This window comes from Bacillus sp. BC05(2025) (assembly GCF_056725905.1).
This window is the reverse complement of sequence record NZ_JBWYRA010000002.1, coordinates 440221-452296: the sequence shown is the minus strand read 5'-3', so window position 1 is coordinate 452296 and position 12076 is coordinate 440221. Positions and strand designations below refer to the sequence as shown.

13 protein-coding genes are annotated in these 12076 nt (G+C 35.9%); 9 read left to right on the top strand and 4 right to left on the bottom strand.

The window, feature by feature from the left end:
* From trpA to ACZ76X_RS08205, 4 genes are all read left to right on the top strand, one after another.
* Entirely contained in the window at window positions 1-777 is a 777-nt protein-coding gene (trpA, locus tag ACZ76X_RS08220; protein WP_479850142.1) for a tryptophan synthase subunit alpha, read from the top strand.
* 74 nt (window positions 778-851) lie between these two features.
* Entirely contained in the window at window positions 852-1211 is a 360-nt protein-coding gene (locus ACZ76X_RS08215) for a DUF4029 domain-containing protein (protein WP_098670125.1), read from the top strand.
* A 115-nt stretch (window positions 1212-1326) separates the two neighbouring features.
* Entirely contained in the window at window positions 1327-2826 is a 1500-nt protein-coding gene (locus tag ACZ76X_RS08210; protein ID WP_479850141.1) for an L-lactate permease, read from the top strand.
* 91 nt (window positions 2827-2917) lie between these two features.
* Window positions 2918-3601 carry a DUF2278 family protein gene (locus ACZ76X_RS08205; RefSeq protein WP_479850140.1) on the top strand — a complete coding sequence of 228 codons (684 nt, stop codon included), beginning with the start codon at window positions 2918-2920 and terminating at the stop codon, window positions 3599-3601.
* 14 nt (window positions 3602-3615) lie between these two features.
* Here the strand turns inward: ACZ76X_RS08205 and ACZ76X_RS08200 are convergent, their stop codons facing one another.
* Window positions 3616-4449 (bottom strand): hypothetical protein, encoded by an 834-nt coding sequence (locus ACZ76X_RS08200; RefSeq protein ID WP_479850139.1) that lies wholly within the window; start codon window positions 4447-4449, stop codon window positions 3616-3618.
* A gap of 197 nt (window positions 4450-4646) precedes the next feature.
* Here ACZ76X_RS08200 and ACZ76X_RS08195 point away from each other — a divergent pair, with 197 nt between their 5' ends.
* The gene (locus ACZ76X_RS08195; protein ID WP_098670129.1) at window positions 4647-5408 is read left to right on the top strand and encodes a zinc ribbon domain-containing protein; all 762 of its coding nucleotides are present in this window, start codon (window positions 4647-4649) and stop codon (window positions 5406-5408) included.
* Between the two features lie 19 nt (window positions 5409-5427).
* Window positions 5428-6663, top strand: coding sequence for a TcaA 3rd/4th domain-containing protein (locus ACZ76X_RS08190; RefSeq protein WP_479850138.1), 1236 nt, complete (start codon window positions 5428-5430; stop codon window positions 6661-6663).
* Between the two features lie 37 nt (window positions 6664-6700).
* Here the strand turns inward: ACZ76X_RS08190 and ACZ76X_RS08185 are convergent, their stop codons facing one another.
* Window positions 6701-7129, bottom strand: coding sequence for a hypothetical protein (locus ACZ76X_RS08185; protein WP_479850137.1), 429 nt, complete (start codon window positions 7127-7129; stop codon window positions 6701-6703).
* A gap of 199 nt (window positions 7130-7328) precedes the next feature.
* Between ACZ76X_RS08185 and ACZ76X_RS08180 the strand changes: the two genes are divergently transcribed.
* The 3 genes from ACZ76X_RS08180 to ACZ76X_RS08170 all read left to right on the top strand — a co-directional run bounded on the left by ACZ76X_RS08180 (window position 7329) and on the right by ACZ76X_RS08170 (window position 9811).
* On the top strand, window positions 7329-8663 hold the full coding sequence (locus tag ACZ76X_RS08180; RefSeq protein WP_479850136.1) for an FAD-dependent oxidoreductase: 1335 nt from the start codon (window positions 7329-7331) through the stop codon (window positions 8661-8663).
* Window positions 8664-8765: 102 nt separating this feature from the next.
* Window positions 8766-9254 (top strand): GNAT family N-acetyltransferase, encoded by a 489-nt coding sequence (locus ACZ76X_RS08175; RefSeq protein ID WP_479850135.1) that lies wholly within the window; start codon window positions 8766-8768, stop codon window positions 9252-9254.
* Window positions 9255-9400: 146 nt separating this feature from the next.
* Entirely contained in the window at window positions 9401-9811 is a 411-nt protein-coding gene (locus tag ACZ76X_RS08170; RefSeq protein ID WP_001978354.1) for a DUF3908 family protein, read from the top strand.
* A gap of 30 nt (window positions 9812-9841) precedes the next feature.
* On the opposite strand, the gene ACZ76X_RS08165 is transcribed toward ACZ76X_RS08170, so the two are convergent.
* Together ACZ76X_RS08165 and ACZ76X_RS08160 are read right to left on the bottom strand one after the other, a co-directional pair.
* On the bottom strand, window positions 9842-10432 hold the full coding sequence (locus tag ACZ76X_RS08165; protein WP_479850134.1) for a class I SAM-dependent methyltransferase: 591 nt from the start codon (window positions 10430-10432) through the stop codon (window positions 9842-9844).
* A 91-nt stretch (window positions 10433-10523) separates the two neighbouring features.
* A complete protein-coding gene (locus tag ACZ76X_RS08160) occupies window positions 10524-12065 on the bottom strand; it encodes a SagB family peptide dehydrogenase (protein WP_479850133.1) in 1542 nt (513 codons plus the stop codon).
* Between the last annotated feature and the right edge of the window lie 11 nt (window positions 12066-12076).

Genomic DNA, 12076 nt, shown 5'->3' with positions numbered 1-12076 from the left:
ATGGGAGTAGAAAAAATTAAAGTAGCGTTTGAAAATGGTAAGAAAGCATTTATTCCGTACGTAATGGGCGGAGATGGTGGCCTTGAAAAATTAAAAGAAAGAATTCGTTTTCTAGACGAAGCAGGAGCAAGCATCGTTGAAATTGGTATCCCGTTTTCAGATCCAGTTGCAGATGGTCCAACAATTCAAAGAGCAGGGAAACGAGCGCTAGATAGCGGTGTAACAGTAAATGGTATTTTTCAAGCATTGATAGAGGTAAGGAAAGAAGTGCAAATTCCGTTTGTACTCATGACATATTTAAATCCAGTACTCGCATTCGGAAAAGAAAGATTCATCGAAAACTGTATAGAAGCAGGTGTAGACGGCATCATCGTTCCGGATTTACCGTATGAAGAACAAGATATTATTGCCTCGTTACTTCGAGAGGCAAACATGGCCCTAATTCCACTCGTTACCGTAACGAGCCCAATTGAGCGAATCGAAAAAATTACGAGTGAATCAGAAGGATTCGTCTACGCCGTTACAGTAGCGGGCGTAACAGGCGTACGTCAAAACTTTAAAGGTGAGATTCATAGTTACTTAGAAAAAGTAAAATCACATACGCATTTACCGGTAGTGGCAGGGTTCGGTATTTCAACAAAGGAACATGTAGAAGAAATGATTACAATATGTGACGGCGTTGTCGTTGGAAGTAAAGTTATTGAGCTGTTAGAAAATGAAAAACGAGAAGAAATATGTGAATTAATACAGGCAACAAAACAAAAAGAAGAGGCATAAGTCTCTTCTTTTTGTTTTACGGAATAAATGTTAAAATATACAGAAAATACATATAATTTAGAGGGTGAGAAAGCATGCTAAGACGGAAACTACTATATCTTCTTTTAACTGTACCACTATACGCTTGGCTCATTAGCATGACGAAAATAGAGTTGATGGCTCTATTTTTAGGATATGTATTCATCTTTTCCAACTTAAATCGCATTCAAGAGCAATCTATTTTAGAAATATGTATATTTTCGATTAGTATAGAACTATTTAGTATCGTTTCGATTGTATTATTAAATGAATTATTCCGCTGGATTCATTCATTTGAATTCATGAAATTTGGAAATGTTGTATTGCAAGTCATATGTGCTTATATTGTGTTTGTTCTGTTAAACAAAATGGTCGGACAGCAGACAGTTTTTCAGGATAATAGAAAATGGGAGTGATTAAAAAAGGAGCCATTCGGTTCTTTTTTTGTATCTGTTGCAAAAACAATTGAAATTTATGACATCTGTTATATAATAGTTAAAAATTGTATTTTTAATGAAAAGAGATGATAACATGTCCATATTGTTGGCACTTATCCCAATTATGATGATTTTCATTTGTTTATTTTTATTTAAACAAACGTCATTAAGATCCTCTTTAATTGCTTACGTTGTGTCTGTTGGAATCGTTTTACTCTCGCCAACGTTTCAACTAGGGATAAGTGAAACTGTGCACGCAACGATTAAAGGTTGGTTAATTTGTTTTATTGTCGGATACGTTTTATTTTTCGGTATTTTTTTATTTCACCTCATGAACAAAATGGGGTACATCGATCAAGTAGCACGTTTTCTAGAAGAAGTGACACACGATCGTTTATTACAAATGCTTCTTATGTGTTTTGGTATTTGCCCACTAATTGAATCAGTAAGTGGATTTGGAATTGGCTTTATGGTTGCAGCACCTATTTTTCTATCATTAGGCTATAAACCGTTTCAAGCTGTACTACTTTCATTTATTGGTTTACTAGCTAGTTCATGGGGGGCAATGGCAACTGGTACGATTATCGGTTCGCAGCTTATAAATATGCCGCTTACAACACTTGGGACAAATACGGCACTACTAAGCATTCCGATGTTTGCTTATTTTGTCATTCTTTCCTTACACGTTGTAGGTGGCTGGCAGGCTGTGATTGAAAAGTGGAAAGAAGGATTCGGTTTCTTTTTATTATTCTCTCTCGGAATCTATCTTTCTAACGCATACGTAAGTGTTGAACTCGCAGGTATATTAAGTTCTATCGTTACAATTACATTTGGCTTTCTTATCGTTAAATTAAAAGGAAAAAACGAACAAAACCTAATAACAGAACATGCTGCTACAACGGAAAGAGAAGTATCTATTATAAAAATTATTAGCCCTTATATATTCTTAACTGTTTGTATATTGCTTTCTCGCCTCGTGCCAGCATTACATGATTTGTTCAGATCATATGCAGTCCTTGATTTAAAATCATACTCTTACAAGCTAGAAATGCTATATTCACCAGGATTTTGGCTCGGTATGACTTGCTTATTTACGATTATTTTCTTCCGCATTCCATCTCATATTATTAAACAATCATTCTCGCAAACGATAAAACAATGGATTCCGTTTGCAATTACGACAACAATGTTTATCGCCATTTCAGAACTAATGGGTGCATCTGGCATGCATTCGTTACTGGCAAAAACAGCAGGTGAAACATTTGGAACGTTTTTCGTTTTCGTTGCTCCGTTCATCGGAGCAATAGGTGGATTCTTAACAGGTAGTAACGCAGGATCAAATGCGATGTTTATAAAACTACAAATGCAAACTGCGCAAAACGTAGCACTTCCGTGGCAATACGTCACAACGCTTCAAAACACCGCGTCATCAGTAGCGACAATTGCTTGCCCGTCACGTATTACATTAGGTGCGTATTTATGTAACATCCCGTATCGTGAAAATGAACTATTAAAGAAGACGACGTTAATGATCTTTGGTGCGGTGTTGCTCGTAGTGATGGAGGTTATTGTTTGGTATATGTTGAGAAAATAAGAAATCCTCCTGAGAAAGGAGGATTTTCTTTTTATATGGATAATGCCTTAAGTATGTAAAGCTTCTACTAAATGAATAGGAGATGAAATGTATGCCCCTAAAAAACTACGGTGTGTTAAAAGGTACAGTTATACAATCAAAGATTGGAAAAGGGAAAACACCTCATTATCAAGTTCATTTACAAGGCGAAGCAGAAGTAGATTACCGTATTGCAATTAACGTAAAGTCGCAAAGTTATCCGTCAGAAGTTTTATATTTTGCGAGTAATGATATTCGGTCAGAGGTGATTCATATTTTACCGACATTACCGTTTGGTTTTACAGAAATAAAAAACAATGAACCGAAAGTAGCTTTAGATTATGTGAGAGGTAATTTATTTGATTCAAAACAAATGATTCCTTTACCTGCTGAAAAAGCAGGAGTAGACAATGATTTAAATGAAAAAATAGAACGTTATATAAAACGAGCGATAGAAGAAAAAGCAATTATATACGCATTCGGTGAAAGATGGGGACCAGAAGAAAATACACCTGATTCTTACTTTCATTTCGAACCAGGAAACGGTATACATGATATTCATATGAATCAAGGAAATGTAGAGAAATGGAAAGGCGATAATGGTATATGGCAAGACGGAGGAATACTCATTCACTTCGAAAAGGAAGAAGAATGGATCGGTATCTTTCTTGCCTTCCAGTCGCAATCATGGTGTACGGATGACGAGGGACATGCTCGCGTTCCTGTTGAGCATTGTGATTATAAGAGTAATAATTGAGGAGAAGAGGGCGTTCAAAACGAACGCCCTCCTCTTATTTTATAAAACCCAAAACTAACAAGTGTAGAAATACAAGAAAATAGTAGTGCCACACTAGAAAATGCGATGAGGTACATATTATACTTCATCACTTTTCCAATGAGCTGGTTACTATCGTACTGAAATAGTCCTGCGATTATGTTGAATAAAAATAATACGATAAACATGACGATAACACCGTCTATTGAACCTTTAATATCTGGTTTACTTAAAGCGATATGTGCAGAAATACAAATGGCGATAAATAAAAATAACCAAAAGGAAGGATTCAATACATTACTTATTGTAAATAAGCTTTTCAATAATACGAACGTCGACAAGAGCATGTTTTGAACCATTTCTACATTAATAGAAGTAGAAGCAATTGTTTTTTCGAGAGTTGTATTAAATAAAAAATATGAATCTGGTACAAAATAGCGCATTAAAAGGATTAATGCAGTAATACCAGAAATAATAGGCCCAATTCCAATGAAGAAGTTCCCAATTCGTTGATATACACTTTTTTGATTGTATTGATGTTGTACGTAGCCTAAAGCGCCCTGACTTGTATCTGTTGGGAAAAACTGCGTTGCTACAATTTTATGACGAAATAGTACACACATAATGGCATGTCCAAGTTCGTGAATCGGAACACCGATCCAAGCCGTTAAAAGGAATCCTTTTCTTCCGAAAGCTCTCGACCAATACATGCGTGTGAGAGATTCTAAATAACCTAATAGAAATCCAATTACAATGATAACGCCAATTAAGGAAAATAATTGGATTACGCTTGTAAGGAGTATGTGAAAAATTGAGTTTACCAATTCCATTGCCTGTCATCCAATCTGTTAAAAATGTTATTTGTTCTGTTTCATAATAGCATTATTTTTCAAGATTGCTAGCACATATATTTTCATTTGAAAGAAGGATTTCATAATCTTTTTCTTGTAGTCATGTTTTATGTACAAAGTCATATATTGAATTTGTAACACCCTATATGGTATCTGCTTAAGGGGGGAATGTGAGAATGAAATGTCCGGCGTGTCATACGGAAAATACAGCAGAGGCAAAATTTTGCGGGAATTGTGGACATTCGTTGACGGAGGAAGAAGGTGAGCAACAGGAGCGCGTAGCTTTAGCAAAGGAAACTCGACCAAATGAAACGGTAGAGCAAGCGAAGCGGTTTGCAAGTGGCTATTTTCAGTTTTTTAAACACGCATTACAAGCACCGACAGCTATTATGAAAAGTGGCAAGGTTGAAGTACGAAATGGAATTGTAAGTCTTGTTCTTATTTGTTTTTTAGGAGCATGTATTTTTTATAGAATGATGAGTGCTGCAGCAACTGTTACGAGAACATTTGCACCAGATATACCTACTCCTACATTCTTTTTGGACTCTGTAACGGTCTTTTTGTTTTTACTCATTTTAACTTTATTTGTCGGATTTATTATTTTTGTCAGTGGGAAGATGATGAAATCATCTTTTTCATTTCTTGAAGTATTTGGAATATGGGGAACGATAGCAACTCCGGTAATTGCTATATTAGTGCTTTCTTTTCTGTTTAGTTTTTTATTAATCTTTTTCTTACCAATTTTATTAGGGCTGGCTACAACATATATGGGAATTAGTATAATTGTAGCTACAGTAAAACTAGATAACGGTGGATTAGATCTTGTTTACACTCTTTTTATCGCAAATATTTTCATTGGAATTGCAACGTTTATCGTGTTTTGGTCTTACATAAACACGATAATTCAAACCTTTACACAGGGATTAACTGGCCTCTAAAGAAAAGGTGGTTGAATGGATGAATGTATGTACAAAGTGTGGGACTCAGCTTGAAGACGGTGTGCAATTTTGTCAAAGCTGCGGTCAGAAGAGGGAACGTCTTGTCGTAAAGAAGAAAATGAGCGGCGGTACAAAAGTTGGCATTACACTTTTAACATTACTTGCAGTAGTAATTGTTGGACTGTATTTGTACGGATTATCGTACTATAAGCAGTCGGCACAAGTAGATCGGATCATTACTATTGTACAAGAGCGGGACGGGGAGAAGTTAGCTGAAATCGTCACGGCAGATGATCCATCAGTTATTGTAACGAAAGAGAGTCTAATGCCACTATTTTCGTATATAAAAGAAAATCCATCTTATGTGAATCAATTGAAAGAACAGTTAAGGATAGGTGAAAAACAAGGGAACGGAATCGAAAGAGCAGATTTTACGTTAACGAAAGACGGAAAGTATTTCTTTTTATTTGATCGGTATAAATTAAAAGCAAAGACGTATTATACGACATTGCTTTCAAATGAAAAAGGTACGTCTTTAAAAATGAACGGAAAAGAAATAGATAAAACAGATGACAAAAAGTTTGAGAAGCAATATGGACCGTTTCTTCCAGGGGCTCAAGTGTTTCAAGCAGAATATAAAAATGATTATGTGAAACTATCACGTGAAGAAAAGGTTGTACTTATGAAACAAGATCAAAATAACGTAACGATAGATTTAACGTTGAAAGGACAATATATTACGGTTCAAACGAACGCGCCTGGTGCAACATTGTATGTGAATCAAAAGCCAGTTACAGCGCTGGCTGGAGAAGAAATTATGTGGGGACCGGTAGCAACTGATGGAAGTACGACGATTTATTTAGAACGAAATGGAGAAAATGGAAGGGAAACGACGAAGGTAGAAACGGTAACGCTACTATCGTCTTATAATCTTCCATTCCAAAAGAAAGGTACAGAAAAAACAGTTGTTTACAATGTTACTCCGCCATCTACCACTCCGTATGTATATAATGGTTTCATTTTCCCAGATAGTGATATTCGAAAACTAACGAGTGCAGAATTAGCATATTTATCGAAAGAACAATTGAAAATAGCGAGAAACGAAATATACGCAAGACATGGACATATGTTTCAAACGAAAGATATGCAAGCGTATTTCTCAAAACAGTCTTGGTATAGAGAAAATCCATATTTTACAGGGAAACTAACAGATATTGAAACTTATAATATTGAACTCATCAAATCAAGAGAATAAACATGTGAAAAAGGTACAGTGCATAACTGTACCTTTTCTATGGTTTTTTAGCTGGACCAGGATCCCTTGAGAAAAAGATATGAAAGAGGAATGTGACTTTACTTGCTCCTCCTGATGTACTTGCTTGCACATCAGATAATGCACTAGATGTTAACACACCTTCAGAATGAGGCGGTACGACTATTTTGAGGGCATTATCTGATTCTGATGATGCAGTAACTGTTATTGTATCATCAGATAAGTTCAAAATTTTTACAGTACCGATTGGTAAGATGGACTTGCCAGCGTGTGATGCTGAAGCGAAGTGAGAGCCTTTCCAAATCGTTTGTGCGAAAGTCTCATCATTAGATAACCAAGCGCGAGCGCTGTATAATGTTGCATTAATAGAAAATTCTTGATCAAGCGACACGGCGGGTTTCGGTTCTTGCGGTTCCTCTGGAGTTTGAGCGAGAAGGCCGGCACACATATATATTTCACCTACTTTCAATAGTAACTGTTATAGCATATTAAACATGTTGTTTATAAGACACGACGGCTACCTATTTAGGCATAGGTTTGTGCACCAAATTTGAAGATGAAATTATCTTTCTTTACAATGGAAGTAGGTGTTATTTCTGAAAAATATGGAAAACGTAAAGAGTATGTAGAAAAGAAGGAGTGGTAAAGTGAACTATGTCATTATTGGCGGAGATGCAGCTGGTATGAGTGCAGCGATGCAAATTGTTAGAAACGATGAAAATGCAAATGTTGTAACGTTAGAAAAAGGTGAAATTTATTCGTACGCACAGTGTGGGTTACCATATGTCATTAGTGGTACTATCGCGTCAACGGAAAAATTAGTCGCGCGCAATGTGAAGACGTTTCGTGATAAATACGGAATTGATGCGAAAGTACGACACGAAGTAACGAAAATAGATACAGAAAAGAAAATCGTGTACGCAGAGCATACGCAGACGAAAGATGTTTTTGAATTTCCGTACGATCGATTATTAATCGCGACTGGAGTACGTCCTGTTATGCCAGAATGGGAAGGTCGAGATTTGCAAGGCGTTCATCTTTTAAAAACAATTCCTGATGCTGAGCGCATATTAAAAACGTTAGAAACAAATAAAGTTGAAGATGTAACGATTATTGGCGGCGGTGCAATTGGACTGGAGATGGCAGAAACATTCGTCGAACTTGGTAAGAAAGTAAGAATGATTGAGCGAAATGATCATATCGGTACAATTTATGATGCAGATATGGCTGAATATATACATAAAGAAGCAGATAAACATCATATTGAAATTTTAACGAATGAAAATGTAAAAGCGTTTAAAGGAAACGAAAGAGTAGAACAAATTGAAACAGATAAAGGAACATATAAAGCAGATCTTGTTTTAGTATCGGTTGGAGTGAAGCCGAATACTGATTTTCTTGAAGGAACAAATATACGTACAAATCATAAAGGGGCAATTGAAGTAAATGCATATATGCAAACGAATGTGCAGGACGTATATGCAGCTGGTGATTGTGCAACACATTACCACGTTATAAAGGAAATTCATGATCATATCCCGCTCGGAACGACTGCAAATAAACAAGGCCGACTTGCTGGACTGAATATGCTTAATAAACGAAGAGCCTTTAAAGGTACGTTAGGTACAGGTATTATTAAATTTATGGATTTGACGCTTGCAAGAACAGGTTTAAATGAAAAAGAAGCAAAAGGACTACATATTCCGTATAAAACAGTTAAAGTAGATTCTACAAATATGGCTGGTTATTATCCAAATGCGAAACCACTTTATTTGAAATTACTATATCGTTCTGACACGAAACAATTATTAGGCGGACAAGTAATTGGAGAAGAAGGTGTAGATAAACGGATTGATGTGATTGCAATGGCACTTTTCAATAAAATGAGCATTCACGATTTAGAAGATGTCGACTTAAGTTACGCACCACCATATAACAGCGTTTGGGATCCAATTCAGCAAGCGGCAAGGCGAGCAGAATAGCACTTTTTAAGTGCTATTTTTTTTTGTTAAAGGGGAATCATTATTTTTGGCGAATGAAGAGGATTGGGAAATAGTTACATATAGGGAAGGGGATCATTAAAAATGGGTGTAACACTTCAAACAGTTCAAGAATCAGAAAAAGAAATATTACGTAATTTGTATGCACTATATCTTCATGACCTCTCTACATTCACTCCTAATATAAAGATTGGAGCAAATGGGTTTTTTGAATACGAAGATTTGCATATGTTTTGGGGAAATGAAGGAATTACCCCGTATTTTATTAAAAATGATAATGATATTGTAGGATTTTTATTATTACTGGAACGTCCATTCTTGAAAAAAGAAAATGACTTTGGTATAAATGACATTTTCATATTGAATCAGTACAAAGGAAAAGGAATCGGTAAACAAGTTATTGAGAATGTATTAAAAGAGAAACGAGGACAGTATTTCGTTATCGAACTTGTGAAAAATGTACCAGCTGTTTCTTTTTGGAAGAAAGTATATAGGGAACTAAACATCGAATTTGATGAGAAAAAACAGTTAATCGATGATGAAGAATGTCTCGTTCAAACGTTTAAAATATAATGAAATGGATTCTTTTAGTATATTACTTTGAAATTTAACTTTATTTTGAATATATCTTTCACCCTTGAAAACATAGTATGTATCGCTTATATTGTCATATAGTATTTATTTTAAAATAAAGCAATGAACGAACCAGGGGGCGCAGTATGGCAATTAATATGAAAACAATCGAAGAATGGATTGCTGAATCAAACACAAGACATGAAGAAGACTTTGGACACGTTATTGAAGAGATGAAAGAAGTATGCGTCGGACTTGATAATGCGACATTAATTTATACGAAAAATGTATTTTGTTTCGGTAAGAAAGTAGAAGTATTGTTCTTCTTCCAAGACCATGTCGTGATTGGACAAGAAAAAGAAGAGTATATTGAGATTGAAAAATTAAAGTATGATGCGATTACACATAGTAACTTAAAAACAAATGATAAAAATACAACGCTAGAATTAAAGTTTGCTAACGGACAATCTATCAATTTAGATAGTTTAAATGATAACTACGGTACGAAAAACTGGTTATTTGCGAGACAAATTAAGAGTATTTTTAAGCTAATCTAAGTAAAAAGCAGACCTTAAAAGGTCTGCTTTTTACTTGTTTCCTATTACACAAAGGCATCCTCTTTCTTCGTAGCATTTCACGCTTGTAAAACCTGTTTTATAAAATAGATTTATTAATTCTTCAGTCGTTTTATATTTCTCCATATGATATTGAATTTTGAAAGTTTCAGCGACTAATAAAAAGGATCCGTTCGGCTGTAGGACGCGAAATACTTCTTTTATATCTTGTTCCACATCAGGCCAGAAGTAGTGCGTTTGAAAAGCGGTAACGAGATCGAAGAAGTTTGTAGGATAGGGGATAGAAGAAACGCTTGCTTGTTGAACAATGACTTTTTGTTTTTGAGCATCCTTTATATTCGTCTGTATAGAATTTTTTACAGCTTGGTCGGAGCAATCAATCCCGTATATTTTCCCAAGTGGAGTTCGTTTTGAAAGAGTGTGTATCGTTTTACCGCCGCCACAACCGATATCTAATATGATTGCATCTTTCTTTATATGTACTTTCTGTAGTGCCCAATTGGTTAGTCTCGTATGTGCACTGTTCATAATACAAAGCATGGAAGAACCAATTGTCCCGCGAGGATTTTTTGCTTGCTGGATTAATCGTTGTAAAATGCTCAAGTTAAACTCTCCTTTTATGTAAGAATATATACTCATTTCGCTTTTTATAAATTAAGTCCTTTAAAAAAGCACGCCGTACACCGGCGTGCTTCTAATTACGCAAATCCCCTTTTAACCAATTCCGCGCCCGATAAGCCCCAACGGGAATTTGAATGAGAGACGTTTCATTCCCAGTATCTATCCCGTACAACTGATCACATGAATTTGTATCAAAACTAAGTAAAGGATGCCCAGCCATTCCCATTGCGGTCGCTGCAAAAACGAGTTTATGAACGAGTATACCAGCTTCCATTTGGTGAATACGGTATCCTCTATAGCCTAATGCATTTGTATAGTAATCTTTCTTTCCGACTACATGTAGGCAAAGCGGTACTTGAAAAAGGTTTACATTATCCATCGTCATACTAGATTGAAGAGGGTAACGAAGGTCTCCGTATCGAAGTGGCTGTATGGAATGCGTTTTACTGTTATAAGTGTAAGCACCGTTTTCTATATCTTTTACGTTATAAAAACATCCATATAAGGAGACACGTGCATTTTCATTTACATACTTACCGTCAAGGTCGTTGTAATAAGGGAAGGAGAGGCTCGCTTCTTGTAGTAAAGTAGCGAGCTCGGCTGCCTCCCATTTCGTTAAAGTAAAGTCAGCATCGGGTGAATAGCGTTGTTTACAAAGTTGTAAAAAATCGTATGATAATCGCTCTACTTTCGGTAGTTGTACAGCGTGTGAATGATGTTGATAGTGCTCTTCATGATGTAGTGTTTGGAAGTGCGCTGTCGATTCGATCATAGAAGCATCATTTATTTTTGTTATCAACGGATATTCATTTACATGTTTTGAGCGAACGAAATGTTCATGTGCTAACGGCGGGATTTGCTGTAACAACTCATGAGAAGTAACGGTTTTATTTTCACGGTAATCATTGTGAAACCAATTCGTTTGTGGTTCTGTACTTAAAGGAACGACAGCATACACGCTTTCTTCGCCTTCTGACAGTCCGAGTAAATGATTGATTGCCCGGTCTAGAAACTGAAAGTATACGCCATTTGTGTAACCGAATTGTTTGGCACATTCAAGTAATTGTCCGATGAGAACACCACTATCTAATCCTTGAAGTCGATAGGAAAAGTTATTGTATTTAAAGTAGTTTTTCCAAAACATAGTGGATACGAATGCAGCGCCAAAACAAGACTGTATGTTACAACGATTGCCAAGTGCTTCTGTAATATAAGAATCGAAATTTCCTTCGCGAAGTAAAATAAGTCGGTGGTGCGCAGCGTCGTAATGGTAAATACCGTCTGGGTAATCGTCAATTTTTAAATATATATACAATTCATTTGGATATAAAGCGCCGCCTGAAGGGATAGATCTTCGGAATAAAATCTTCTCGCTATTTAGCTGACATAACTGTGTTAAACCAAATGAGGTCCAAAGGTAATGACCAATCTCCTTCAAAGTAGGTGTAGTAGAAGAGTTAGGTAAAGATAATGGGATTTCTAAAGAGAGTGGAATGATGGGTACATTTCGATATAGTTTATAAGGAAGCGGTGCATCTTCCCAGTCCACTTCCTGATTCGGCATAATTTCATCGATAGAAAAATGGAGATGATGTAAAAAAGTATCCAGCTGCATAAAATCCCCTC

What these genes read in the sequence shown, in the direction of transcription:
- trpA (WP_479850142.1), top strand. Translation starts at nt 1, where the DNA reads ATGGGAGTAGAAAAAATTAAAGTAGCGTTTGAAAATGGTAAGAAAGCA.
- ACZ76X_RS08215 (WP_098670125.1), top strand. Translation starts at nt 852, where the DNA reads ATGCTAAGACGGAAACTACTATATCTTCTTTTAACTGTACCACTATAC.
- ACZ76X_RS08210 (WP_479850141.1), top strand. Translation starts at nt 1,327, where the DNA reads ATGTCCATATTGTTGGCACTTATCCCAATTATGATGATTTTCATTTGT.
- ACZ76X_RS08205 (WP_479850140.1), top strand. Translation starts at nt 2,918, where the DNA reads ATGCCCCTAAAAAACTACGGTGTGTTAAAAGGTACAGTTATACAATCA.
- ACZ76X_RS08200 (WP_479850139.1), bottom strand. Translation starts at nt 4,449, where the DNA reads ATGGAATTGGTAAACTCAATTTTTCACATACTCCTTACAAGCGTAATC.
- ACZ76X_RS08195 (WP_098670129.1), top strand. Translation starts at nt 4,647, where the DNA reads ATGAAATGTCCGGCGTGTCATACGGAAAATACAGCAGAGGCAAAATTT.
- ACZ76X_RS08190 (WP_479850138.1), top strand. Translation starts at nt 5,428, where the DNA reads ATGAATGTATGTACAAAGTGTGGGACTCAGCTTGAAGACGGTGTGCAA.
- ACZ76X_RS08185 (WP_479850137.1), bottom strand. Translation starts at nt 7,129, where the DNA reads ATGTGTGCCGGCCTTCTCGCTCAAACTCCAGAGGAACCGCAAGAACCG.
- ACZ76X_RS08175 (WP_479850135.1), top strand. Translation starts at nt 8,766, where the DNA reads ATGGGTGTAACACTTCAAACAGTTCAAGAATCAGAAAAAGAAATATTA.
- ACZ76X_RS08170 (WP_001978354.1), top strand. Translation starts at nt 9,401, where the DNA reads ATGGCAATTAATATGAAAACAATCGAAGAATGGATTGCTGAATCAAAC.
- ACZ76X_RS08160 (WP_479850133.1), bottom strand. Translation starts at nt 12,065, where the DNA reads ATGCAGCTGGATACTTTTTTACATCATCTCCATTTTTCTATCGATGAA.